This window comes from Enterococcus sp. SMC-9, from assembly GCF_021011285.1.
In the GTDB taxonomy this organism is placed as follows: Bacteria; Bacillota; Bacilli; order Lactobacillales; family Enterococcaceae; genus Enterococcus_C; species Enterococcus_C montenegrensis.
This window is the reverse complement of record NZ_JAILYE010000007.1, coordinates 18,736-43,470: the sequence shown is the minus strand read 5'-3', so window position 1 is coordinate 43,470 and position 24,735 is coordinate 18,736. Positions and strand designations below refer to the sequence as shown.

Annotated in this window: 22 protein-coding genes and 1 riboswitch; of the genes, 10 read left to right on the top strand and 12 right to left on the bottom strand. The window is 38.5% G+C overall.

Features of this window, described 5'->3' with window-relative positions; all coding sequences use genetic code 11:
* Positions 1-92: 92 nt before the first annotated feature.
* Positions 93-362: a 30S ribosomal protein S15 gene (gene rpsO, locus K4422_RS11725; protein ID WP_016173693.1), complete on the bottom strand. Its 270-nt coding sequence runs from the start codon at positions 360-362 to the stop codon at positions 93-95.
* A gap of 306 nt (positions 363-668) precedes the next feature.
* Here rpsO and K4422_RS11720 point away from each other — a divergent pair, with 306 nt between their 5' ends.
* Both K4422_RS11720 and K4422_RS11715 read left to right on the top strand, forming a co-directional pair.
* Positions 669-1,289, top strand: coding sequence for an FMN-dependent NADH-azoreductase (locus tag K4422_RS11720; RefSeq protein ID WP_206903534.1), 621 nt, complete (start codon positions 669-671; stop codon positions 1,287-1,289).
* Between the two features lie 227 nt (positions 1,290-1,516).
* Complete coding sequence (locus K4422_RS11715; protein ID WP_206903533.1) at positions 1,517-2,368, top strand: MurR/RpiR family transcriptional regulator; 852 nt, start codon at positions 1,517-1,519, stop codon at positions 2,366-2,368.
* A 125-nt stretch (positions 2,369-2,493) separates the two neighbouring features.
* Here the strand turns inward: K4422_RS11715 and K4422_RS11710 are convergent, their stop codons facing one another.
* The 6 genes from K4422_RS11710 to K4422_RS11685 all read right to left on the bottom strand — a co-directional run bounded on the left by K4422_RS11710 (position 2,494) and on the right by K4422_RS11685 (position 10,514).
* Positions 2,494-4,224 (bottom strand): ABC transporter permease/substrate binding protein, encoded by a 1,731-nt coding sequence (locus tag K4422_RS11710; RefSeq protein ID WP_230711231.1) that lies wholly within the window; start codon positions 4,222-4,224, stop codon positions 2,494-2,496.
* Entirely contained in the window at positions 4,217-5,419 is a 1,203-nt protein-coding gene (locus K4422_RS11705; RefSeq protein WP_230711230.1) for a quaternary amine ABC transporter ATP-binding protein, read from the bottom strand. Before K4422_RS11705 ends, K4422_RS11710 begins: the two co-directional genes overlap by 8 nt.
* Before the next feature lie 262 nt (positions 5,420-5,681).
* Entirely contained in the window at positions 5,682-6,314 is a 633-nt protein-coding gene (locus tag K4422_RS11700; protein WP_206903530.1) for a GntR family transcriptional regulator, read from the bottom strand.
* A gap of 198 nt (positions 6,315-6,512) precedes the next feature.
* Positions 6,513-8,468 (bottom strand): glucose PTS transporter subunit IIA, encoded by a 1,956-nt coding sequence (locus K4422_RS11695; RefSeq protein ID WP_206903529.1) that lies wholly within the window; start codon positions 8,466-8,468, stop codon positions 6,513-6,515.
* An 86-nt stretch (positions 8,469-8,554) separates the two neighbouring features.
* On the bottom strand, positions 8,555-9,454 hold the full coding sequence (gene murQ / locus K4422_RS11690) for an N-acetylmuramic acid 6-phosphate etherase (RefSeq protein WP_206903528.1): 900 nt from the start codon (positions 9,452-9,454) through the stop codon (positions 8,555-8,557).
* Positions 9,447-10,514, bottom strand: coding sequence for a MupG family TIM beta-alpha barrel fold protein (locus K4422_RS11685; RefSeq protein ID WP_230711229.1), 1,068 nt, complete (start codon positions 10,512-10,514; stop codon positions 9,447-9,449). The genes murQ and K4422_RS11685 overlap by 8 nt, the downstream gene beginning before the upstream one ends.
* Positions 10,515-10,739: 225 nt before the next feature.
* Between K4422_RS11685 and def the strand changes: the two genes are divergently transcribed.
* Positions 10,740-11,303 carry a peptide deformylase gene (def, locus tag K4422_RS11680; protein ID WP_206903526.1) on the top strand — a complete coding sequence of 188 codons (564 nt, stop codon included), beginning with the start codon at positions 10,740-10,742 and terminating at the stop codon, positions 11,301-11,303.
* A gap of 87 nt (positions 11,304-11,390) precedes the next feature.
* Here def and K4422_RS11675 read toward each other — a convergent pair whose 3' ends face one another.
* From K4422_RS11675 to K4422_RS11660, 4 genes are all read right to left on the bottom strand, one after another.
* Positions 11,391-11,903, bottom strand: coding sequence for a transcription repressor NadR (locus K4422_RS11675; RefSeq protein WP_230711228.1), 513 nt, complete (start codon positions 11,901-11,903; stop codon positions 11,391-11,393).
* Positions 11,904-12,746, bottom strand: coding sequence for a chorismate mutase (locus K4422_RS11670; protein ID WP_230711227.1), 843 nt, complete (start codon positions 12,744-12,746; stop codon positions 11,904-11,906).
* Positions 12,747-12,756: 10 nt separating this feature from the next.
* Positions 12,757-13,458 (bottom strand): NAD-dependent protein deacylase, encoded by a 702-nt coding sequence (locus K4422_RS11665; RefSeq protein ID WP_230711226.1) that lies wholly within the window; start codon positions 13,456-13,458, stop codon positions 12,757-12,759.
* 229 nt (positions 13,459-13,687) lie between these two features.
* Positions 13,688-14,599, bottom strand: a complete 912-nt coding sequence (locus K4422_RS11660) for an EamA family transporter (protein WP_206903522.1) — start codon at positions 14,597-14,599, stop codon at positions 13,688-13,690.
* 219 nt (positions 14,600-14,818) lie between these two features.
* Between K4422_RS11660 and K4422_RS11655 the strand changes: the two genes are divergently transcribed.
* The 4 genes from K4422_RS11655 (at position 14,819) to K4422_RS11640 (ending at position 19,831) form a co-directional block, all read left to right on the top strand.
* Positions 14,819-15,115, top strand: coding sequence for a hypothetical protein (locus tag K4422_RS11655; RefSeq protein WP_230711301.1), 297 nt, complete (start codon positions 14,819-14,821; stop codon positions 15,113-15,115).
* A gap of 361 nt (positions 15,116-15,476) precedes the next feature.
* A riboswitch (Lysine riboswitch) is annotated at positions 15,477-15,650 on the top strand.
* 170 nt (positions 15,651-15,820) lie between these two features.
* Positions 15,821-17,425 carry an ABC transporter permease subunit gene (locus K4422_RS11650; RefSeq protein ID WP_230711225.1) on the top strand — a complete coding sequence of 535 codons (1,605 nt, stop codon included), beginning with the start codon at positions 15,821-15,823 and terminating at the stop codon, positions 17,423-17,425.
* Between the two features lie 23 nt (positions 17,426-17,448).
* Positions 17,449-18,195 carry an amino acid ABC transporter ATP-binding protein gene (locus K4422_RS11645; protein ID WP_230711224.1) on the top strand — a complete coding sequence of 249 codons (747 nt, stop codon included), beginning with the start codon at positions 17,449-17,451 and terminating at the stop codon, positions 18,193-18,195.
* 292 nt (positions 18,196-18,487) lie between these two features.
* Positions 18,488-19,831 carry an amino acid permease gene (locus K4422_RS11640; protein ID WP_230711223.1) on the top strand — a complete coding sequence of 448 codons (1,344 nt, stop codon included), beginning with the start codon at positions 18,488-18,490 and terminating at the stop codon, positions 19,829-19,831.
* Positions 19,832-19,958: 127 nt separating this feature from the next.
* Here K4422_RS11640 and K4422_RS11635 read toward each other — a convergent pair whose 3' ends face one another.
* Positions 19,959-20,543 (bottom strand): TMEM175 family protein, encoded by a 585-nt coding sequence (locus tag K4422_RS11635; RefSeq protein WP_206903518.1) that lies wholly within the window; start codon positions 20,541-20,543, stop codon positions 19,959-19,961.
* A gap of 251 nt (positions 20,544-20,794) precedes the next feature.
* On the opposite strand from K4422_RS11635, the gene brnQ reads away from it, so the two are divergent.
* From brnQ to ypfJ, 3 genes are all read left to right on the top strand, one after another.
* Positions 20,795-22,153 carry a branched-chain amino acid transport system II carrier protein gene (brnQ, locus tag K4422_RS11630; RefSeq protein ID WP_230711222.1) on the top strand — a complete coding sequence of 453 codons (1,359 nt, stop codon included), beginning with the start codon at positions 20,795-20,797 and terminating at the stop codon, positions 22,151-22,153.
* A 148-nt stretch (positions 22,154-22,301) separates the two neighbouring features.
* A complete protein-coding gene (locus K4422_RS11625; protein WP_230711221.1) occupies positions 22,302-23,798 on the top strand; it encodes a helix-turn-helix domain-containing protein in 1,497 nt (498 codons plus the stop codon).
* A gap of 24 nt (positions 23,799-23,822) precedes the next feature.
* Complete coding sequence (gene ypfJ, locus K4422_RS11620; protein WP_230711220.1) at positions 23,823-24,707, top strand: KPN_02809 family neutral zinc metallopeptidase; 885 nt, start codon at positions 23,823-23,825, stop codon at positions 24,705-24,707.
* The last annotated feature ends 28 nt before the right edge of the window (positions 24,708-24,735 follow it).

The window sequence follows — 24,735 nt, the reverse complement described above, 5'->3', positions numbered from 1 at the left end:
AGTTAGCCTTACCACTACCCCAGCTTTTGTTTAGTTTTTTATAGCAAAAAAAGTGAGATTCATGCTGAACCTCACTTTTAAGACGATAACGACTAACGACGTAATCCTAAAGCTTGGATCAATTCGCGGTAACGTTGTACGTCAGTTTTACGTAAGTAAGCTAACAAGTTACGACGATGACCAACTTTTTTCATCAAACCACGGTAAGAATGGTGGTCTTTTTTGTGGACGCGTGCGTGTTCATTCAAGTGGTTGATCTCTTCAGTCAACACAGCGATTTGCACTTCTGGAGAACCAGTGTCGCCTTCGTGGCGTGCAAATTTTGTCATGATTTCGTTTTTACGTTCTTTTGAAATTGCCATGTTTTTTCACCTCACATTATTATTCTCCCTGCGACTGAGTAAAGCGTTGGTGACTCGCCAAACCAAGTGACAGGTGGTGCGCATTGCACACAGGTATACTTTACTTGATTAGAAGAGAAAATGCAAGTTGAATCCTTTTAAATTTTACTTATCGTCTTTCACAAGCAAATAAATTGAAAATTATTAAATGTAACCGTTATAATCACAACGTGCGTTTTTTTATACGCATACATAGTTTAAAAAAACTGATGTCGCTTGTTAATTGTGGCAACAAATACGTACTGAAAAAAATTGGAGGAAAAAAACATGACAACATTACTTGCAGTTAAAGGACATCCCCTTGATGCCAAAGATTCTCATGCAATTCAATTATTAGAAAGCTTTTTAACTACTTATAAAGAAACTAACCCCAACGATGAAATTATCGTGGTCAATCCTTATGCTGCTGATTTCCCTGAAATCGATGGTGATATCACTTCTGGCTGGCACGCTTTAATGAACGGGGCACAATTTAACGAGCTAACAGCTGCGCAACAAGCTAAGTTGGCTGCTTTTAATGGTTTGACGGAACAATTTGAAAAGGCCGATAAAGTCGTGATTGCCAACCCATTGTGGAATTTAAGCATCCCAAGTCGCTTAAAAGCCTGGTTTGACACAATCTGTGTTGCCGGTAAAACCTTCAAATATACAGCTGAAGGTCCGGTTGGTTTAGTTACAGGTAAAAAAGCATTGCATATTCAAGCAAGCGGCGGTTTTTATAATGGACAAGACTTCGCTGCCCAATATACCCGCCAACTATTGAACTTCATTGGTATCAGCGACTTTAGTGAAGTTTTAGCTGAAGGCTTAGACTTTGACCCAACCAAAGTCGATGAAATTATGGCAAAAGCTACAACAGAAGTAAAAGCTGCAGCAAAAACTTTCTAAGTCTTCTATTGACTTTGTTAGCCAAATAAAAAAGAGTACCTCCGTAAAAATTGCTTTGAAATTTTACGGAGGTACTTTTTTTACTAAACTACACTACTTTTTCCTAAAGCAAAAAATTTTGGACCGTTAGACAAGCTTATCCTATGACAAAAATACGTCCATTTCTGATATCCTTTAGCATCCCCAGTGCATACCTTTTCTGTTATAATATCCTTGAGGTGATTGCAATGGCACTAATCAATCGAATTCAAGGAATGGAAAGTGAATTATCCAAAGCAGAACTGCGGATTTTTCGTTATATAAAAAAGAATATTGATAAAATACCGACTATGACAGCTGAACAAATTGCCAAAGGTTCAAAAACCAGCGCACCGACTGTTGTCCGCTTTGCCAAAAAAGTTGGCGCTTCAAGTCTGACCGACTTCAAAATTCAAATTTCAGCTGAAAGTCAACAGAATGGCGGGAACCAAGAATATTCAGATGTAAAAAAAAATGAACCAATTGCATCTTTAAAAGAAAAATTGTCGCAAAATGCCCAACTTACACTACATGAAACGACACAAATCTTAAGTGACGAAAAATTAGTGGCCGCATTGAAGTTGCTGGAAACAAAAGAGCGGATTTTTGTAACCGGCGTAGGTGCTTCTCATCTAGTAGCCGAAGACATTAAACAAAAATGGGACCGTATTGGTAAAAGCGTGTCTTTAGAAACGAACTATAACGCATTGTTACCACAACTTATCAACACTAAAAAAGACGCAGCCTTGTGGTTGATTTCAAATTCCGGTGAAACGCCAGAAATTGTTTACTTTGCTGAAATCGCAAAAGAATTGAAGATTCCAATTATTACCCTAACTCGTTTTGGTAATAACCGACTTTCTAAATTAGCGGATGTTTCCTTACAGGTTTCCCGACCACAAGAAGCTGACCTGCGTAGTGCGGCCACCAATTCGTTAATTGCACAGTTTTTAGCAGTGGATATTTTGTTTTACTCATATATCAGCCGCAACCAAGAAAATGCTGAAAAAATTTATCAATCACGGCAAATCATCAAAGACTTCCGGGAAAAACATTTTTAAATTTCGTCATTGTTTCTTTTTGTCTAAGCAAATGAGGCTTATGTATCCGCTTATTTCACGCCATAAAAAAATCCGTATTCCCTTTTGCTACGTGTTAGCTTGGGAATACGGATTTTTTATTTTGTTTATTTAACCCATTCATTTACTTTATCTGGATTATTTTTCACCCATTCTTTAGCAGCTTGGGCTGGATCTTTGCCGTCGTGAACGGCTAACATGACATCTTCCATGTCCTTTTGTTCCCAATGGAAGTTATCTAAAATTTTGTACGCTTGCGGTTGATCTTCTTTTAGGCCTTTACGAACCATCGTGTTGATTGTTTCAGCTCCCCCCATTGTCCCTTTAGGATCAGCTAAATATTTCAAATCATATTTAGCAAACATCCAATGAGGTGACCAGCCAGTAATAACAATTGGTTCTTTGTTTTTAATAGCTTTACCCAATGCAACAGTCATGGCGCCAGATGAAGAAGATTCAACGGTCCAATCTTTTAAGTTCGGATAAGCAGCCTGAGTTTTATCTGCTGCTTTCATCACACCAGCTCCTGGTTCAATGCCGATAATTTGTTGTTTGGCCTGATCACTTAAATCTTCAATCGAATTAACAGCCATATAGCTTGGTACCACAATCCCAAGTTTGGCACCTTTTAGATTTTCACCTAAATTTTCGACTTGATTTTTATATTTAGCATATTGTGCCTGGTGTGTATGGGGTAACCACGCCGCTACCATGCCATCTGTTTCGCCATTGGCAACAGATTGCCACATCACCGTCATATCCAACGGTGTCAATTTCACATCATAGCCTTCTTCTCTTAAAACTTCAGCGACAACATTAGTAGAAGCTACTTCTGTATCCCATTCAACATAAGACAGGTGAATTTCTCCCTTATCAGAAGCATGGCTCCCAGCAAAAGTTGAGCCAAAAATTAAAGCGATCACGACAACAGCTACACCACCTGTGAGCCATTTTTGTTTTTTCTTAGCAGCAGGAGCAAGATTTTTATTCCGTTCTTTTTTTGGTGCATTTAATTTTTGTGTAAAACGGTCGATGATGATTGCTAAAATAACTAAAGCTAAACCATTAACAAAACCATTCCCGACTTGTGCTTGTTGCAAGGCAGATAAGACCCCACGACCAAGTCCGGGAGCACCAATCATTGATGCTGTTACAACCATTGAAAGTGCAAGCATCATCGTTTGGTTGATCCCTGCCATAATCGTGCCTTTAGCTAAAGGCAATTCTAATTTAAATAGTTTTTGTTTCCCTGTTCCGCCAAAAGAATCGGAAGCTTCGACTAATTCACTTGGAATTTGACGAATTCCTAAATTTGTCATTCGAACAGTTGGTGGCAAAGCAAAAATAACAGAAGCAAAAACACCCGGCACCATTCCGATACCAAAGAAGGCAACAGCAGGAATTAAATAAACAAATGCCGGCATTGTTTGCATAAAGTCTAAAATCGGCGACACAATTGTATTGGCTTTTTCACTTTTCGCCATTAAAATCCCTAACGGAATCCCGATGATAATTGAAACGAGACTCGCAAGTAAAACTAACGTGACCGTATTCATCAAGTCATTCCATAGACCTTGGTTGTAAATAAATAATAGACCAAAAAAAGTTAAAATCGTCAGTCCTGGTTTTTTCTTTGATAAGAAAAAGGCAGCGACGGCCAATAAGACAATAAATAACAACGGTGGAATAAACAGCAAGGTATTGGTGATAGTGTCCATAATGACTTGACCAATCGTTTGCACGAAGCTAAATAACCCCGCAAAGGTTTTTGTCAACCAATCTGTAAAGTTCTCCACCCATTTTGCTACTGGAATTGCTTGTTGTAATAAATTATCCAACAAATTCCACCTCCTTGTCTCCGGTTTGAGCGAGTGCTTCAATCACACTACCGCGAATGACTACGCCCAGTAATTTATCATTTTCATCAACAACAGCTAAAGGTGCTTCAGCGTCTTTAATCACGTCAAAAATATCAGTTACTAGCATATCTTGGGGAATTTTTTTGACATTTTTATCAATGACTTCTTTTAGTGGTAATTGATCTCTTCTCGCTTCCAACGCTTTTAATGCTGTCAAACTACCCTTTAACTTACGTTTACGGTCAACTGCTAACAACATGCTGACACCTTCTTTACGCATGCGATTTAACGCCACGTTAGGCCCATCTGCTTCAATATTCATCGTAATTGCCGGCTCCATAATATTTTGTGCGGTTAACACCTTGGAGCGATCAACATCTTCAACGAAATCACGCACATATTGGTTGGCTGGATTCGTTAAAATTTCTTCACCGGTTCCAATTTGCATAATTTGGCCGTCTTTCATCAAAGCAATTCGATCACCAATTCGCAAAGCTTCGTTTAAATCATGGGTAATAAAGATAATGGTTTTTTGCACATTTTCTTGCAAGTCCAACAATTCATCTTGCATTTCCCGCCGAATTAAAGGATCTAGCGCTGAAAAAGCTTCATCCATCAATAAAATTTCCGGATCATTGGCAAGGGCTCTAGCTAGACCAACCCGTTGTTGCATCCCGCCAGAAAGCTGTTCGGGATATTGATCCTTAAAGGCGATTAAACTAGAATTAGCCAAGGCTTGCTCTGCTTTTTTGCGTCGTTTTTCTTTTGAGACACCGCGAATTTCCAACCCTAATTCCGTATTTTCTAAAATTGTGCGATGTGGAAATAGTGCAAAACTTTGGAACACCATATTGATTTTATTACGACGAACTTCTTGTAAAGCTTCTTTATTCATCTTTGCAATATCTTTTCCATCGATGTAAATTTCACCATCTGTTGGGTCAATCAAACGATTTAACAAACGAATTAACGTTGACTTACCAGAACCCGAAAGGCCCATAATTACGAAAATTTCCCCTTCGTTTACTTCAAAATTCGCATCGTAAACACCGACTGTCGCACCGGTCTTCTCTAAAATTTCAGTTTTGCTTTTATGTTCTTTCATCATGGCAAGGGCTTGTTGCTGCTTTTTGCCAAAAATTTTTGTTAAGTGTTCTACTTTCACTTTAGCCATTTTGTTACCCCCTATTTATTTTTGCTGTTTTAAGCTAGTAAAACAGCTTGCCTAATAACGAAATGCAATAGTGTGTTTCTGCTATTAGGATGGAAAATTCCAAGTTTGAAAACAACTTTGAAAATTTCCCTCTCAAAAAACTGACCACACTAGATTATCATCATGTGGTCACTTAGTCAAAAAAGAAAAACCAGGAAAAAACGTGAATTCGTTTTCCTGGTTATAACACTAGTCATTTATCTTCTTAAGGTTTTCTTAATATTTATCTTTTTTCTGGATAAAAGAAGTTCATCATACGTTGAAAAACTAATTCATCCCCTACAAAAAAGACCGTTTCGCCAACTTCAAATTTCGCATAAGGTCCCGGTGACAAAAGCAATCGTTCTTCATGCTGTAAGGCCACCACCGTTGCCCCTGTTTCTTGCCAGATATTCAAATCTTTAATGGATTCATTTAAGTGATTGGCCGTTTCGTCCAACTGAATTTCGTAAGGTAAAAACGGGGCCGTCTGCTGGATGCGTCTGGTTTGATTCACAAGCGTGTCTAGCAGCCCCGAAAAGTTTTCTAGCTCTTGTTGTTGCTGCTCCACGCTAGCCAAAATTTCTTTTTTTATTTCTTGAATTGAACTCACATCTTTATATTGTGCTAAAAAACGTTGCGCTTTATCACGCGAAGCAACATAAGCTCCACTACCATGACGCACATCCATAATGCCCAGATCAACTAAAACATTGATTGCTTTTCTAGCTGTTTCAGGGGAAACGTTAAAATTGCTTGCTAAAGTAGAGCGGGCATGAATTTTTTCGCCTTCTTTATAGCGGTTTTCGACAATTCGCTCTGCAATTTCAACAGCAATTTGTTGATAACGCGGGATCGTTAATTTTTTTCCGGCCATCTTCTGACCTCCTTGTCTTTCAATAACTTTCGTTTAGCTGGCTATTTCATTTTCATTATAATGAGAAGTTCTGCGTACTATTCTTACTATCACTTTCCCATTATTTTTCAAATTCTACAAGTATTTCGCAAAAAAAAAGTGAGGTAAAGGATATCCTTTACCTCACTTTACTTCTTTTACTCGAAAAGAAAAATTTGGTTATACTTCCACCTTCATAACTGGTGTTTTCGCTTCTGTTGCACCAATTTTTTCTAAAACTTCATTTTTTACTTTATCCATATTTGTCACTAAGACTAACATATCTGTTCCTTTGCCAGCTGCTTTAATTGCTGCTAAATCGACATCAGCCACAATCGTATCTGGTGTTACTTTTTGACCTTCTGCCACTTTCAAATCAAATGGTTTACCCTCTAATTCAACCGTATTAACACCCATGTGTAATAACACTTCTAAACCATTGTCCGTTGTAATACCAACTGCGTGCTTCGTTGGAAATACAGATGAAATCGTGCCGGTTACAGGTGCATAAATTGTGCCTTCTTTTGGTACAACAAAGTAACCTTCACCCATCATTTTTTGCGAAAAAACTGCATCTGTTGATTCTGAAACAGGTTTTACTTCACCATTTGCTACAGCAAAGAATTCAGTTGTTGCTGCTACTTCGCTGACAGGTGTAGTTTGTACTGGTGAAACAGCTGTTGTTGGTTCTTCTGCCATTTTTTCAGCTGCCAATTTTTCTTTTGGAATACCAAAGAAATAAGTTGCCACAAAACCACCAGCGTAACCTGCCAATAAGCCTAATACATAACCTAACCAATGGCCGTTAGCAATTAATGGAATTAATGCTGCACCAGAAGGTCCAATTGCGGTTGCGCCAACATTACCTAAAGCGCCGATTACTGCACCACCAACACCACCACCAATACAAGCAGTGATAAATGGTTTACCAAGTGGTAGTGTTACCCCGTAAATTAACGGTTCGCCAATTCCTAAAATACCAACTGGCAACGCACCTTTGATCATTTCTGTTAATTCTTTGTCTTTACGTAAACGAATCCACAATGCCAAAGCCGCCCCAACTTGACCAGCACCAGCCATTGCTAAAATTGGCAATAATTGTGTGCTGCCTGTTGCTTCAATCATTTGAATATGAATTGGTGTTAAAATTTGGTGTAAACCAAACATAACCATCGGCAAGAAACTTGCCCCTAATACAAAACCAGAAAATGCACCGCCGACGTTTAAGATCCAGTTAATCCCGCCAACTAAACCATTTGAAACAAAACCAGCTAAAGGCATAATTAAGAAAATTTCCGCTAATCCGATAACAAGTAATGAAATGGTTGGTGTTACAATAATGTCAATTGCTTCTGGGACGATATCATGTAATTTTTTCTCAACTTTTGAAAGTAACCATACTGCAAATATAACACCTAAAATACCACCTTGTTGTGGTGCTAAAGGTTGACCATTAAAAAGGTTGGTGATAGGTGCTTCTGGGTTCATCCCAGTTAAGGTTACGACCCCGCCAATTACCCCACCAAGTGTTGGTGTTGCACCAAAAACTTGAGCTGCATTAACACCTGTGTAGATGACTAGAAAAGAGAACATCCCATTTTTTAAGATATTCATAACATCGATATATTGTTGCCATGTCGCAGCGTCTAGCCGTCCAGCCGTAACCATATTGGCTAAAACAGAAGCAATACCTGCGACTAAACCAGCGCCAACAAAAGCCGGAATCATTGGTACAAAAATATTAGAAATATCTTTTAAAAGTGCTTTGAATGGTGATTGTTTTTGTTTGGCTTTTTGTGCTGCTTTCATTTCTGCGGCTTTTTGATTAAGTGCATCTTTACCATTTGTAGTAGCTTTAATTTCTTCACCTAAAGAAACACCCGCTTGACTTGCCATTTCTTTTGCAACTTTATTAACCTTCCCAGGACCAATAATTACTTGTAGTTGTTCATCGTCCACTACACCCAATACGCCTGGAATCGCTTTTAATTGTGCTTCATTAACTTCATCACGATCGCGAACCGACATTCTTACCCGCGTCATACAGTGGGTTACGCTTTCAACATTGTTCATGCCACCGGCGCCTTTATAAATCTCTTTTGCCAACTGCTCTAAACTCAATTCTTCTTTTGCCATTCTAACTTTCCTCCTTGAAATCATAAATTGTTTAAAATCTTCTTATTCAAGGAGCTGTAATAGTTTACTACAGCTCCATAATGCCATTAGTTTAATGTTTGTTTTACAAAACCATCTGCTGCCACTAATTTTTCAGCGGCGGTTTCTTTATTGCTGTCTGTCAAAATCATGACGATGGCTAATTTAACATTTTCATCTGCTGCTGTAAAGAAGCGTGCTGCTGTTTGATAATCCACCTCTGTTGCTTGCATGATGATTCTTTTTGAGCGTTCAACTAATTTTTCATTGGTTGCTTTTACATCCACCATTAAGTTGTTATAAACTTTGCCGATGCCAATCATTGAAATTGTTGAAATCATATTTAAGATTAATTTTTGTGCTGTTCCAGATTTCAAACGCGTAGAGCCCGTTAAAAATTCAGGACCACAGTCAACTTCAATTGGGAATTGTGCATGTTTAGAAATTTCCGCATCTTTATTGCATGAAATCGTACCCGTAGCAGCGCCAACTTGGCGGGCATAATCTAAACCACCAATAACATAAGGCGTCCGTCCACTAGCTGCAATGCCGACTACCATATCATTTTCGTTTAATTTCAATTCATGTAAATCATTGGCCCCAAGTTCTGCAGAATCTTCTGCACCTTCAACAGCGACGGTCATCGCTTTGTCACCACCAGCAATAAGGCCGATTACCATTTCTGGTTCTACACCAAAAGTCGGTACACATTCTGCAGCATCTAAGACCCCTAAACGGCCTGAAGTGCCAGCCCCCATATAAATTAAACGGCCGCCTTTTTTGAAAGCTGCAATTGTTGCTTCGACTACTTTTTCAATGCTAGCCAATTCTTTTTCAACCGCTAAAGCAACTTTTTGATCTTCTTGATTCATTTTTTGACAAGCTTCTTTAACTGACATCTCATCTAAGCCAAAGGTTGCTTCATTACGGCGCTCTGTTGTTAAGTTTTCTAAATTAATCTTACTCATGTTCTTCCTCCATTTGTTCAAGTTTAAATTTCATGCCACCTCTAATGTGACTAACTAAATCTTTTTCTTCTGCTACAACTTCTGCTACTACGTTAATTTTGTCATTTGCAGGTAGTGCTTCTTGGCAAAGTTGAATTTCACCTGTATAACGTAAATATTTTTCATTATCTACGGTGACACTTCCTAATGTACGGGATACTGTATTTTGGGCTGCAATGTGGGGAATCTTACGAAATCTCGCATCCGCACTGCGAATGACCGCCTGCGCTTCATCGAGCCGATTCACATGCTCGCCTAAAATATAAGAAAAATATTCTGTCCCACAATCATTGACACGTAATAAAATTTCGTTGTTATTTATAAAACGTTCAAATTGTTTTTTTGTCCGTTCTTTTAAGCCTCCGTCACCAATATAGATCAAATCAACTGCTGACTTTTTCTGCCATAAGGCGCAAGCCAAAGGGTGGTGGTAACGATCTTGCTCTAATGTTGGTAAACCTTCATAAAGCGGACCTCTTAAATTGGCATCACCTGGCACAAAGGCTTGAATAGTAAATCCATTTGCTTTTAGCCAGTGATTCTTTTCTAAAAACCAATCTTCAGCTAAACCAGTTTCTGGTCGCGGATAATAATTGTGCCAAGCTTCTAAGTGTGAAAAATCGGCATTTGCTGCCTTTAATTCAGCAATATCTTGTTGGGTGACCGTGCTAGCATTTAATGCTATTTGCAACTGGTGACTAAAGTTGGCGATTTGTTTATTGCTGATATGGTAATCCATACGCAGACCAGTCACGCCAATTGCTGTCAATTCAGCTAAGTTTTCCATTTGAAAACCAGCTTTAACTAACGCGTTACCAGAAATGTCTACCATCAAATCCAACTGGAATTCTTGACACCAACTCCCTAATTGGCTAAGACGTTCTCTGTATTTTGTTGCGTCATCTTCTGGAATGTGTAAAGAAGTAAAGATGCCTTTAAAACCAGCTTGTGCCATTTGCGCCACATAGTCTTTTTGCTGTTGGGACAGTGTTTCATTTAAAAAAATCGAAAAGCCAAACAATGAAATCCCTCCATCTTTTATGAAAAAACGATTAGTAATCGCTTACACCTCGGAGTATACATCATGATTTATTTTTACGCAACCTTTTTTCGTTATTTTTATTATTTTTTTGAAATAGCATTTCTTACGCTTTGCAAAAATTTAAGAAGAAAATTTCAAAGCCCCACCAAATAGCATTCTGTGGTAAACTTACTTTTAGGAAAATCAACTTTGAGGTGAAAAATCATGATTACGATGGATGACATCATTAGAGAAGGTAATCCCACTTTGCGGGAAGTTGCCAAAGAAGTACCCATGCCCCCAACGTCAGAAGAAAAGAAACTTGGGGAAGAAATGTTAGAGTTTTTAAAAAATAGTCAAGATCCAATCAAGGCAGAAGAAATGCATCTGCGCGGCGGAGTTGGCTTAGCTGCGCCACAATTAGATATTTCAAAACGTTTAATTGCTGTCCACGTACCTAGCAACGATCCAGAAAATGATACACCAGTTATTAGTACTGTTATGTTCAATCCTAAAATTTTGAGCCATTCAGTCCAAGATGCCTGTCTAGGTGAAGGCGAAGGCTGTCTGTCAGTTGATCGTGAAGTACCTGGTTACGTTGTGCGCCATGCACGCATCAGTGTTTCTTATTATGATGAAGATGGTATTAAACATAAACGTCGTCTTAAAAACTACGAAGCCATTGTGGTGCAACATGAAATTGACCACTTAAATGGCGTCATGTTCTACGATCACATTAATGAAGAAAACCCATTCTCCTTAAAAGAAGGCGTATTGGTAATTGAGTAAGAAAAATTAGCCAAGCAAGATAAAAAAGCCGCACAAACTTTACGAAAAAAGTTTGCGCGGCTTTTTATTCTGTCTAAACAAGTTCGTTTATTCTTGGTATAAAATACCTGCTTTTGCTAAAGCATTTTTTATATTAACGAAATCCTCATCTTTTTCATAAGCAATCGTATGTAGATGAATGCCATTGGTTAATTCTGAAAGTAAGCTGGCATTGGATTGCTGGTATTTTTTCATAAAAGCTGCTACATCTGCTGGCGTTTTTATTTGCAAGTTGCCTGTTAATTCACCATAAATCTCGTGCTCGACAATGACATCAACTACCTCACCGCCATTTTGTACAATCAGATTTAATTCTTCATTGGTTCGGCTGGCATCATGCTGCACGACAATCTTGCTTAATTTGCCGTGACGCTTTTCTTGCAGTAAATATCCGCGGGCGGTCGCTTTTATTTCTAATCCAGAGGCCCGCATCAACGCGATATCTCCCACGATGATTTGGCGACTAACTGCAAATTGCTGAGCAAACTTGGAGGCACTAATTGGCTTTTGCGCAGTCTTCAACTGTTCTGCAATCACCTCACGTCGCTTTTTTCCCTCCATCTACTTCTCACCTTCTGACAATTTCTGCTGTTGATAGTTGCGCGAATGCGCCATAATATCGGCAAAAGTGGCTGTGATTGTCTGCTTATAGTCAGTATTTTTGACGTTTTCAGCTACCTTTTGTAAAACAGCGGCTTCTCGTTTTACATCTAAGACTGGTTGTGCCTGTTCCTTTTTAAAAGCGGCAATTTGGCTGACTGCCATCATCCGTCTTTCAAGTAAACTTACCAATTCTCGGTCAATTTGATCAATTTCTTTACGCGCATTTTCTAATGGGCTTTTGGCATTATCCTCATCAATCATTCTTATCACCCGCGCAGGATTGCCTGCTATTACCACATTATCAAGATAAGATTTAGTCACGACACTACCTGCAGCAACTACGACATTATCCCCTAAGGTAATTCCCGGCAAAATAATTGAGCCTGCTCCTAACCACGCATTGTTCCCAATTGTAATCGGCTTGCCGCTTTCTAACCCGCTGTTGCGTTTAACTGGGTTTAAAGGATGTGTTGCGGTTAAAAGCTGAACATTTGGCGCAATCATGCAGTTGTCCCCAATTGTAATCGGACAAACATCTAGCAGAACACAATTAAAGTTGGCATAAAAGTTTTTCCCCACCGTAATATTGTAGCCGTAGTCAAATTGCACTGTTGGTTCCATGTAAATATTCCCTGCTACATTGCCAAAAGTTTCTTTTAAAAGCTGGCTCCGAAGCGCCGCGTCTTCTTCTTTGTTAATCAATTGCATTTGCTCTCTAGCAAATTTACGTTCGCTAACTAATTCAGGATCTTCTGAAAAGTACAGTTGTCCTGCAATCATTTTTTCTTTTTCACTAACCATTAGTACCCTCCTAAATATTGATTTCCTTAAATAAATCTTCTGCCGCACATTGTACCATGGTAAACGGTTCCTGAATAGCAAGGGGTGTTTGATTAATTGCCATAATTTTGGCGTGTTTGTCCCGGTAATAGAGCAGTTGGTTAAATGGCGCTACTTGAAAACTAGTACCGACAATTACTACTAAATCTGCGGCTTTAACCGCAGCTGTTGCGTGATTAACTACATCGGTTGTAAACCCTTCACCATATAAGACGATATTTGGTCGTAAACGTCCGCCACAATTTTCATGGATATCACAAGTTAAATATTTTTCCCAAGGAATGCTTTGATTACATTTACAACAATAAACATCATATAAATTACCATGGAAATTGACAACATGCGGCGTTTTGGCTTTGTCGTGAAGCCCATCAATATTTTGGGAGATGACCCAAACGGGCTTTTTTCTTGCTAAGGCTGCAATCTTTTTATGAATAATATTTGGCTGTGCCTCCGGATGATAAAGTTGTTTGATAAATTGATAAAATTTTTGTGGCTCATAAACAAGACAATCGTGACTTAATAAATATTCTGGCTGATCAATCCCCTGATAGACTCCTTGTAGCGAGCGATAATCTGGAATACCCGATGGGGTCGAAACTCCGGCACCGGTTAAAAAGGTAATTTTTGGGGCTTCATCAATTATTTTTATAGCATCTTTTATTGCTGTCATTTATAACACCTCAACTTCTATTATACGTCAGAAACACCTGCTTCGCTGATTTCCTTATGAATCTGACAATTATTTAAACAAAAAAGCAGCCGCATTACTCAACTTCAAAAAACAAACGTTAACTGTTAAAGCCAACTTTTTGAAGTTGCAAATCACAACCGCCTTTTTTATTATTGAAATAATCAGATCTGACAGATTAGCCTTTTATCTACTGAATTACTTTTACCCATTACGCATCATAAAAGCCTAAAATCATAATTCCAATCATAATCGCACCAATGACAAAATAATGTTTGGCTTTCAATTTTTCTTTTAAAAAGATACGCCCTAAAATGACCGATACAATCGCATAAGCTGAAATTAAGGGCGCTACAATAATTGCTTCTTTGGTAGAAACAGCCCCAACGTAGAAAAATTGCCCTAATGTTTCAAAAATTGCCGCAAGACCTTTGTCTTTTTCATTAAAAACAAAGACGGGCTCTTTTTTCACCCATTCTAAGTATGCCCATAAAATTAAAGCCACAATCAAAAATGTTAATTCATAACTCATATTAGCCTGATCTTCAGGCATTAGTTTGCGATACTCTAAATAATAGCTATCTAAAAATGTCCCCATTCCATCAATAATCATATACAAAATGGGAAATAAAATTGCGATGGCACCAAAGCGATATTTTTTATCAATTTTGACACCTTCTGCCTTAAGAGTAGCATCATCTTGCTCTTTTTCAAAAATCGATAGCAGTAAAATACCAATTAAAATCATCAAAATGGCGACCAACTGTAACCAGCTGACGCTGTTGCCCATAACTAAAAAGCCTAATACTGCAGTTACAGCCCCCGAAGAATTGCTGATTGGCGAGGAAATGGAAACTTCGATATAACGTAAGCCAAAATAACCAATCGCCATTGACAAGATATACATCGCCGATACTGGCAAATACAGCACTAAATTATGCCAATCATAACTGATACCTTCGTAAATGACATAATAAAACAAAACGTGTAGTCCCATAACTAAGCCCACCATAATTGTGGTTTTCATCGCACTGTGGCTATCGTTGGGGTCATTGCCTTTCTTATAAAAAAGATCTGCTGTCCCCCAAGCTAAAATTGTTACTAGCGCTGCTACAAACCACATACTATCCACTCCCAATCTAATAAACTTGTCTTTTTAAAAGTAGCCTAAACTCTATTAATCGTCAATTAATGTCTTTACCAACACTTTATTTTCTCTACTAAAATCGGCAGGATAAATGAAAATGAATTCAATTCATGACAGCGTCTTGTAAACGTGATACAATACATTGGGAAAAACGTAACAAGTAAGTTACGTTTATGTAAAAGCGAGGTGAAACCATTGGTACCATTCATTATTTATTGGGGCGTAATCCTAGTTTGTGTTGCATGGGCTGCGTTAAGCATTTTCTTTTCTATTTTTTATTTGGCCCGCAAAGAAAACGGCAATTTATGGGCATTTGCTTTCTTTAACGTTCTTGCTGCCATTCTACAAGCAATCGTCTTGGCAATTTATCGCACCTGGGGTTGGGGAATTACACAATACTCAAGCTTGATTTATATTATCATCGGCGTATTACTTGTCTTAACCGTTGTCCAAGCTATTTTGGGTCGCGAACCAAAAGAAAGTATCGCTTAATTTAATAAAGAAAAATACTGCTTTTAAAATACAAGAAAACAATGGGTTCTCCTTTTTTCAGGTATTTTCTTAACGCAGTATTTTTTTGTATTCTCCGTATATTTTATACATATATTTTCATGAATCTTTGCTGAAACAAAACTAAAAAAAAACATTGGTAAAAACTAACATCTCCTTATATAAACTTAAGCAAATCCTAGATAAATTACTAATACAACAGTATTTCAAGTGAAAATTAAAGAACCTTCATTTAACTGAAAATACTGCATAATATTTCATTTTAATGTAAAAAAGTTTGACAGCTTTACTAAATTGACGTAAAATTCTCTTGTACTATCAACTGAATACGAGATACCTCCGTCACCGAGGTAGAGGTCGCATCATTCATTAATCCTGTCGAGTAAGCAAATATTAAGAAGCAGGCCTAGGGTATGATGCCGAAATGAGTCGCGTGTTTGCTCACCGATTTGTTGGGACGCGCGGGAAATACCCGGCGGACTGTCTTAGCTTTTGGCTAAGTTGCGCTATGTTTTGTGAGAGGTTTGTCGACGAATTATGCTCTTTGTCAACAGCCGATTTCTTTTCATACGAACAGATTTCGGCTGTTTTTGTTTTCGCTGGCTACAACTTCCCCCATCTCTCTTAAGTCTTAAGTGGCCCCACTTCATTCGTTGGTATTGTCAAATACTTTTTAAGGAGCAGAACATGAACAAAAAAATCTCAGTTACCGCACTACTTACCATTATTTTAAGTTTTTTCACCGTCGCCTTTGCTGCGACACCGGCCTTAGCTGACAGCAAAACACCAGCTGACACTTTACGGGTAGGCATGGAAGCTGGCTATGCGCCATTTAACTGGACGCAAACCACTGATGCCCACGGCGCTGTCCCAATTCAAGGAGAAAGCTCAGCTTGGGCAGGTGGCTACGATGTTCAGATTGCCAAAAAAGTTGCCGAGGGGTTAGGCAAAAAATTAGTCATCGTTAAAACCGATTGGGATGGCCTACCTGTCGCATTGCAATCTGGAAAAATTGATGCTGTTATTGCCGGCATGTCACCTACTGCCGAACGTAAAAAAGAAATCGACTTTACCAATCCTTATTATGAATCACATCTCGTTATTGTCACACGAAAAGATAGTAAATACGCAAAAGCGAAAGACTTAGCTGATTTTAAAGGCGCTAAAATCACTGCACAATTAAATACCTTTCACTATACCGTAATTGACCAAATTCCCGATGTAAAAAAAGAACAAGCGCAAAAGAATTTTTCTGCAATGCGGGCGGCATTATCTTCTGGTGTGATTGACGGTTATGTTTCAGAACGACCAGAAGGCGTGACTGCAACATCCGTTGATAAAAGTTATGCTATGGTAGAATTTGCCAAAGATAAAGGCTTTAAAACCAATCCAGAAGATGTCCAAGTCGCTGTCGGAATGCGTAAAGGTGATCCTGATGTCGCAAAGGTTAATGAAATTTTAGCGGGTATTTCTGAAGATGAACGCACAAAATTGATGGATGCTGCCATTAAAGAGCAACCTGCTGCGACAGAAGAAAATGAAGCAGAGTCTGGCTTTTTACACGATATTAAAACCATTTGGGGCCAATACGGCGGACTATTTTTACGTGGGGCCGGCTTAACTTTATTGATTGCCATTGTCAGCACGATTTTAGGAACGAGCCTTGGTTTATTAATCGGCGTTGTTCGCTCATTACCAGAAGCAGAAAACAAAGCTGTTTTTATCTTCCAAAGATTTTTTAATTGGCTACTTTCTGTTTACATTGAAGTTTTCCGGGGTACACCAATGATGGTTCAAGCGATGGTCATCTATTATGGACTCGCACAAGTTTTCCAAATCGATTTGAATCGAACCTTAGCTGCTTTTATCATTGTTTCGGTTAATACCGGAGCTTATATGTCTGAGATCGTTCGTGGTGGTATTTTTGCCGTTGACCCTGGTCAATTTGAAGCCGCTCAAGCTATTGGGATGACTCACGGACAAACCATGACAAAAGTTGTCTTGCCTCAAGTAATCCGCAATATTTTGCCAGCGACAGGTAATGAATTTGTCATTAATATTAAAGATACAGCTGTACTAAGCGTTATCTCTGTTGCGGACTTGTTCTTCCAAGGAACATCTGCTGCCGGAACCAACTACAAGTTCTTCCCAGTCTTTACAATTGTCGGCATCATGTATTTGATTATGACCTACAGCATCTCCCGCATTTTACGTTTTGTGGAAAAACGGATGGATGGTCCCCAATCTTATATCAAAGCAGACGAAGCTGATTTAGAAGCAGAAGAACAATAGGCACAGGCTTAGGAGGAAAGAACATGGCAGAACAAATTATTAACATTCAGCATTTGAAAAAAAGCTTTGGTGAAAATGAAGTTTTAAAAGATATCGATTTTTCTGTAGCTAAAGGTGAAGTTGTTTCAATTATCGGTTCCTCTGGTTCTGGTAAATCAACTTTATTACGCTGCATTAACTTACTAGAAAAACCTACTAGTGGTGAAATTTATTATAAAGGGGAAAATGTTTTATCCCCAGGTTATAGCCTGACAAAGTATCGGACGCATTTAGGCATGGTTTTCCAATCCTTTAATCTGTTCAACAATATGAACGTTTTGGAAAATTGTGTCACTGGTCAAACCACAGTTTTAAAACGAAACCGCGCTGAGGCAAAAAAGATTGCTTTAGAAAACTTAGAAAAAGTTGGTATGGATCGCTACGTTGATGCCAAGCCTGCTCAATTATCCGGTGGTCAAAAACAACGGGTAGCCATTGCGCGTGCGTTATCAATGGATCCAGATGTGATGCTTTTTGACGAACCAACTTCTGCGCTAGATCCTGAAATGGTAGGAGAAGTTTTAAAAACCATGAAAGCTTTAGCCCATACTGGTCTAACCATGGTAGTCGTAACCCACGAAATGGATTTTGCCCGTGATGTCTCTGATCGCGTAATCTTCATGGATAAAGGTGTTATCGCTGAACAAGGTTCACCAGAAGATATCTTTGCAAATCCAAAAGAAGAACGCACCAAAAAATTCCTACACCGCGTTTTAGACAAAGACGCATAATTGTTACACCGGATAGATTTTAGAAGATAATAAATCTTCTAAAACCTACCCGGTGTTTTTTTTTCGACAGATTTTTTCTAAATAAATCACTTATGGTAAGATTATGGGGCTAAATTTACGAACTAACGCGCTGTGAAACTAAGCAAATTAGGCTTACGAAGACTTTTTATCTACCGGTTTAAAAATCAATCATTGAAATTTTCAGAAAATTATCCTAAAATGGAGCCAATGCTTTTCAAACTTTTAAAAATTTGTGTGAGTGTAGTGCTCACCTACAAAGGATGAATGATTTATGGAACCACAAGAATTAAATCGTAGTTTAAAAAATCGCCATGTCCAATTAATTTCAATCGGAGGCGCGATTGGAACGGGACTTTTCTTAGGTGCCGGCAAATCGATCCAATTAGCTGGACCTTCCATTTTATTTGCCTATTTAATTACCGGCTGCGTTTGCTTTTTGATTATGCGCTCTTTAGGCGAGTTACTTTTATCAAATACGGACAAACACTCTTTTTTAGATTTTGTTGCGGAATATTTAGGCAAAAAATGGGCATTTTTAACCGGTTGGACCTATTGGTTTTGTTGGATTTCAATTGCCATGGCCGACTTAACTGCCACTGGACTTTACGTGAGGTATTGGTTTCCGCAAGTCCCCCAATGGCTGCCTGAAATTATTGCCTTAGTTTTACTAGTTGCCTTAAACATGATTGCTGTGTCTTTATTTGGCGAATTGGAGTTTTGGTTTGCTTTAATCAAGGTAGTGGCCATTATTGCTTTAATAATCGTAGGCGCCTATATGATTGTCACCCATTACAAAACCGCTGCAGGGACAGTTAAAATCAGCAATGTCTGGAATCACGGTGGCTGGTTTCCAAAAGGTGCCTCTGGCTTTATTCTCTCTTTTCAAATGGTAACTTTCGCTTTTGCCGGAATTGAGTTGGTTGGACTTGTTGCTGGCGAAACCAAAAATCCGAAAAAAGTTTTACCAGAAGCAATTAACAACATCCCTATTCGAATTATTCTATTTTATTTAGGAGCATTGTTTGTCATTATGGCAATTTACCCTTGGAATAGTTTAAATTCCAGTGAAAGTCCATTTGTTGAAGTCTTCTCTGACATTGGTATTACTGCTGCTGCTACTGTCATTAATGTAGTCGTTTTATCAGCCGCCGCATCTGCTTGTAACAGCGCGATTTACAGTACCGGCCGTATGTTACGCTCTTTAGCTCAAGAAGGCAGTGCGCCAAAGCCCTTTGAAAAATTAACCAAACATCAAGTTCCAGGTAATGCCATCTTCTTTTCGGCATTAGTCATTTTTATTGCCGTCATTTTAAATTACTTTATGCCCAGTGAAGTATTCACCATCGTAACAAGTGTTGCGACGACTTGTTTTTTGTTTATTTGGGGTATCTTGGTTTACACCCATATGAAATATCGCAAAAGTATGTTGGGAAAGAAAAGTCACGACTTCAAAATGCCCCTTTACCCTTATAGCAATGTCTTAATTTTTGCCTTTTTATTATTTGTTGCCGTCGTTTTACTTTTATCAAAAGAGACGCGTATTGCAGCCTTGGTAACGCCAGTTTGGTTTGTTATCTTGTGGCTCATTTATCATTTTAAATTCGAGCGAAAATAAAATGAGGACCTTTTGTTACAATTATTTGTTACCTGCAAAAAGCGTTGGTAATGAAGGATTCCCCTTCACTACCAACGCTTTTTATCTATATCAGGGAGGATAATTTCCCCTGCGAAAATGAAAAAATTTATAGGTGCAATCCTGCTTGAATTTTGGCGGCTGTTTCGTAAGAAGGAATCCAAATGGCAGAAACAATAAAACGACCAAACAACCCAATCGTAGGATGCCAAAAAACGGCTGCCACTAATAATAGATTAATCACCATTGAAAAACTGCTGCGACGATCATTGCGCAACAACTGTGTTCCCCGGGTGTTGTCATCATTCGCTTTTAAAATTTGCTTTGTCAAAATACCAAATGAAAAGCTCCACATGGTGTACACCACCACATAAGCTAACGCTGGCCAGAACATCCCCGGATTACTTCCCACCCACTGCGTGACAGCTGGACACAAAGTTAACCAAAAAAGCCAAAAAATATTGGCCCAAATGACCCGGTCATCGACTTTTTCTGTCATCTTCATCACCCGATGATGTGTCACCCAAATAACCGCGACAAAAATAAAACTGATAGTATACGCAGTTAACACATCCCGCATGGCTAAAAGTGATGCTAAAGTTGGCGCTTGGGGAAAACGAATTTCCAATACTAAAATGGTAATGACGATTGCTACAACACCGTCAGTAAAAGCCGTTAAACGTCCTTTTGTCACAATATTCACCTCGTCTTATTTTAGCATACCTAAAGATTATGGGCACAAGTAATCCTTTTATCCCCTGCTTTAGCACGTTTTTATTCAAACTTTCAGAAAACTCTTGAAAATCAAGACCTTTTCTGTTATTTTTGTAACACTTATAAAACGGTACATTTGTCATTTAAAAAATCTTTTCACAAGAGCAAATGACTTATTTATCGAAGCCTTTTGCAATTATTTTTAGAAAACACAATTTTAGAGGTGGGAAAATGGAAAAGAAACTGCAATTTAAAGATTATTTGTTTGTCGGTTCAATGTTATTCGGTCTATTCTTTGGAGCGGGAAATTTAATTTTCCCAGTGCACATGGGACAGCTAGCCGGTGCTAACGTCTTTCGCGCGAATTTAGGTTTTTTGGTTACTGGTATTGGCTTACCTTTTTTAGGTGTTTTAGCTATCGGTTTATCCCGCAGCAGCGGACTTTATGATTTAGCTTGTCGTGTCAATAAGACCTATGCCAAAATTTTTACTATTTTATTATACTTAGTTATCGGACCATTTTTTGCTTTACCTCGGTTAGCAACAACCTCTTTTGAAATTGGCTTAGCGCCTTTTTTGGCTAAGGAGCAAACTACACTAGCATTAGCAGGCTTTAGTATTTTATTTTTTGTAGCTGCCTGGGCATTATCCCGCAAGCCAACAAAATTATTAAATTATGTCGGTAAATTTTTAAATCCGTTGTTTTTATTACTATTAGGAATTTTAATTTTATTAGCCTTTTTAAATCCTATCGGTGGTATTCAGGCTACGCCTATTCAAGCAGACTACACCAATCACGCCTTTTTAACAGGCTTTACTGAAGGCTACAACACCTTAGATGCTTTAGCTTCCCTTGCTTTTGGGATTATTATTGTGACGACCTTAAAAGATATGGGCGTTAAAAAATCCAGCACGATTGCCATCGATACGGTTAAATCGGGTTTTGTCAGCATTCTTTTAATGGGTATTATTTACACTTTACTGGCTTTAATGGGAACCATGAGTTTAGGTAAGTTTGCCATCTCTGAAAATGGGGGCATTGCCTTAGCAGAGATTGCCCGCCACTATCTTGGTACCGGTGGAAGTATTTTACTAGCCTTTATCGTTATCATCGCTTGTTTAAAAACTGCAATCGGGTTAATTACGGCTTTTTCGGAAACATTCGTCGCATTATTCCCCCAACAAAAATATACAACTTTTGTTACTGGTGCTAGTTTTTTAGCCTGCTTATTTGCCAATGTTGGACTAACGAAGATCATTGAGTTTTCAACACCGGTGTTGATGTTCACGTATCCGTTAGCCATCACTTTAATTTTATTAGCTTTACTTGGACCTTTGTTTAAACAAAGAGCTAGCGTGTATCGACTTACCACGTATTTCACTTTGTTTGCTGCAATCATTGACGGTTTGAACGCTGCCCCTGCCTTCTTGAAAAATTTAGCTCCGGTTCAAAGTCTCTTACACTTTGCGACAGATTACCTTCCCTTTTTCAAACTGGGAATGGGCTGGATTTTACCTGCTGTTATCGGCTTTGGTGTAGGTTTAATATGGACCGTCATCAAAAAAGCACCAGTTGAAAATTCGCAGTAAATTTTCTTAAAAACAAAATATAAAATAAACAAACAAAAGCGCCTGGCTTCTTTTTAAAAGCCGGCGCTTTTGCGTGTGCTTATAACTGACAGTCTGACAAAAAAACGATACAATGAGGGAAAAGGAGTCAAATTACGGAGGGATATTTATGGTATATGAAGAGCTGATGATGGACTCATCAACCTTGTTAAAATTTAAACTGTTCCGCAAAATGATGTTTATTGGGCGACAGAATTACCCAATTGCAGAGCTGGCCCAAGAAATGGATTTAAACTACCAGCAAACTGTCATCGACTTAACGGAAATTGATAAAGATATTAGTAAGATTCATCCTGAACACGAAAGTTTTTTAATCGGGGCTGGCAAAATTGATTGTCTTAATTTAACGGCCACCATCGACGAGTACCGTTACTATCTATTACAAGGTTCAGTGCCATTTCAATTTATTTTATATTTTATGAATGAAGAAAATCCAACGATTGAAGATTTCTGTGACCGTTACTTCTCAAGTCGCTCGACAGTATCGCGTAAGATTGAGAAGTTAAAGAACTTCTTGAAATCTTTTAATTTGCGCTTTACATACACTGAAGCTGGCATGGTGGGGGATGAACGCCTTGTACGCTTGGCCCTATTCAATTTAATCTGGTTGGGTTCTAGAGGGATTACTTGGCCTTTTAGTGTGTCCGAAGAAAAAGTTGAAAAAATTGTCGATGCCTTTGGCGAGTACTTCCCACTTTCCCGTACTTATTTAGGTCGTTGGGAATTAAAATACTTTGCCGCGATTTTCTTATTGCGAATTGAAAAAGGTAATTTTGTAAAATATGACAAAGCTTACGACTGCTTGATGAAAGATAACGATTATTATGATTTTTCTCGTTTGAATCCTTTAGTAGACAATAAATTGACGTCACGGCAAAATAAAGCAGAGTCTAGCTTTATTTTCTTCTTGGCACACTTTATTCCTTTTTACACGTTAGAAGATGATCCAACCTTAACGCAAACCATTAAAGACTTCAGCGAAAAACCAAATCCTGTTTATACCTTGGTGGAAAAATTCTTAGATTTTGCCAAAGCTGACTTATTTTCAGACAACCCTGCGCTTTTGGATCAACCAATGGTACTAGGAAATCTATTAAATATTACCTTTGGTTATTATGTCATTAAATATCGGTTTCCAACTATTCAACGACTATTGGGACCAAAACAAGTTTTTGAATCGCCAATTCGAGAAATGGAAGCTAAAATTCACACTTTCTTTACCGAGATGAGTGAACAAGAACCTTATAATAGCTTTGTTAATAATGCGACGATTAGCAGTTTGGTCAATGGCTTTACGCAAGTTTTAATGCCTCTTTACGATACAACTACAAAAGCGCATAAAGTAGAAGTTGGTGTGGCTTTAGAACACAATTATCTACTTGTTAAAAGTGTTTATCAGTTTATGTTTGACTTGCAATTTGTTAACGCTGAAACATACAACAGCCAAAAACGTGACCAATATGATTTAATTATCAGCTCTTCTTTATTAGTAAAAAATCAGTACCCTGAATTAAACGTCTTTTTATGGGAACACGGTTTAGATGATGAACAATACATTATCTTATACAAACGTCTACGCAAGATTTTTAACGAAAAAAATAAATAGACGCGCAATTAAGGGGGAGATTTAATGCGTTTTAAAGGCGGACGACAAAGTAAAAACGTCGAAGACCGTAGAAGCAGTTCCGGCGGTTTATCCGGTGGTGTAATCGGCGGGGGCGGGATTGGCCTACTTTTAATCGTTTTATTCTCTTTATTCTTTTCTGGTGGCAATATCGATTTGGGGTCACTTTTAGGAACTGATAATAGCCCGATTACTGCCCAACAGCCCACTGGTACAGATGATCAAAAAGAATTTGCCAGCGTTGTTTTTGGCCACTTGGAAGATTATTGGAACACAGAATTCAAAAAAACAGAATACGCGCAACACCAACCAGATTATCAAGATCCGACATTGGTTTTATACAGCGGCAGTGTGCGCTCGGCTTGCGGCCAAGCTTCTTCTGCGGTTGGACCATTTTATTGTCCTGGAGATCAAAAAGTCTATCTAGATTTGAGTTTTCAAACAGAATTGTCCCAGCGCTTTGGCGCAACGGGTGATTTTGCCATGGCTTATGTTATTGCCCATGAAGTCGGACACCACGTTCAATACGAACTTGGCACCTCTGAAGAAATGGACCGCCTTCGCAGTCAGCTCTCAGAAAAACAATATAATCGTTACAGCGTCGCTTTAGAATTACAGGCTGATTATTTTGCCGGTTGCTTTGCTCGCTATCTCGAAAATAAAACGTACCAAGGACAGCCTATCTTAGAAGCTGGTGATATTGATGAAGCCATTCTTGCTGCCAATCAAATTGGCGACGATACCTTACAGCAAGAAGCTCAAGGTTATGTTGTTCCAGATAGCTTCACCCATGGCACTTCTGAGCAGCGCGTCGATTGGTTTAAACGCGGCTATCAATACGGTGATTTAAAACACGGTGATACCTTTCGTGCCTATAATTTGAAACTTTAGTTTTTAGTTATCAGTATTTTTTCCTTAA

Coding starts and splice junctions, on each gene's coding strand:
- K4422_RS11675 (WP_230711228.1), bottom strand. CDS start 11,903: ATGGAGGGAAAAAAGCGACGTGAGGTGATTGCAGAACAGTTGAAGACT.
- K4422_RS11695 (WP_206903529.1), bottom strand. CDS start 8,468: ATGGCAAAAGAAGAATTGAGTTTAGAGCAGTTGGCAAAAGAGATTTAT.
- K4422_RS11705 (WP_230711230.1), bottom strand. CDS start 5,419: ATGGCTAAAGTGAAAGTAGAACACTTAACAAAAATTTTTGGCAAAAAG.
- K4422_RS11700 (WP_206903530.1), bottom strand. CDS start 6,314: ATGGCCGGAAAAAAATTAACGATCCCGCGTTATCAACAAATTGCTGTT.
- murQ (WP_206903528.1), bottom strand. CDS start 9,454: ATGAGTAAGATTAATTTAGAAAACTTAACAACAGAGCGCCGTAATGAA.
- K4422_RS11720 (WP_206903534.1), top strand. CDS start 669: ATGACAACATTACTTGCAGTTAAAGGACATCCCCTTGATGCCAAAGAT.
- K4422_RS11645 (WP_230711224.1), top strand. CDS start 17,449: ATGGCAGAACAAATTATTAACATTCAGCATTTGAAAAAAAGCTTTGGT.
- K4422_RS11660 (WP_206903522.1), bottom strand. CDS start 14,599: ATGTGGTTTGTAGCAGCGCTAGTAACAATTTTAGCTTGGGGGACAGCA.
- K4422_RS11640 (WP_230711223.1), top strand. CDS start 18,488: ATGGAACCACAAGAATTAAATCGTAGTTTAAAAAATCGCCATGTCCAA.
- rpsO (WP_016173693.1), bottom strand. CDS start 362: ATGGCAATTTCAAAAGAACGTAAAAACGAAATCATGACAAAATTTGCA.
- K4422_RS11650 (WP_230711225.1), top strand. CDS start 15,821: ATGAACAAAAAAATCTCAGTTACCGCACTACTTACCATTATTTTAAGT.
- brnQ (WP_230711222.1), top strand. CDS start 20,795: ATGGAAAAGAAACTGCAATTTAAAGATTATTTGTTTGTCGGTTCAATG.
- ypfJ (WP_230711220.1), top strand. CDS start 23,823: ATGCGTTTTAAAGGCGGACGACAAAGTAAAAACGTCGAAGACCGTAGA.
- K4422_RS11670 (WP_230711227.1), bottom strand. CDS start 12,746: ATGGTTAGTGAAAAAGAAAAAATGATTGCAGGACAACTGTACTTTTCA.
- K4422_RS11665 (WP_230711226.1), bottom strand. CDS start 13,458: ATGACAGCAATAAAAGATGCTATAAAAATAATTGATGAAGCCCCAAAA.
- K4422_RS11715 (WP_206903533.1), top strand. CDS start 1,517: ATGGCACTAATCAATCGAATTCAAGGAATGGAAAGTGAATTATCCAAA.
- K4422_RS11625 (WP_230711221.1), top strand. CDS start 22,302: ATGGTATATGAAGAGCTGATGATGGACTCATCAACCTTGTTAAAATTT.
- def (WP_206903526.1), top strand. CDS start 10,740: ATGATTACGATGGATGACATCATTAGAGAAGGTAATCCCACTTTGCGG.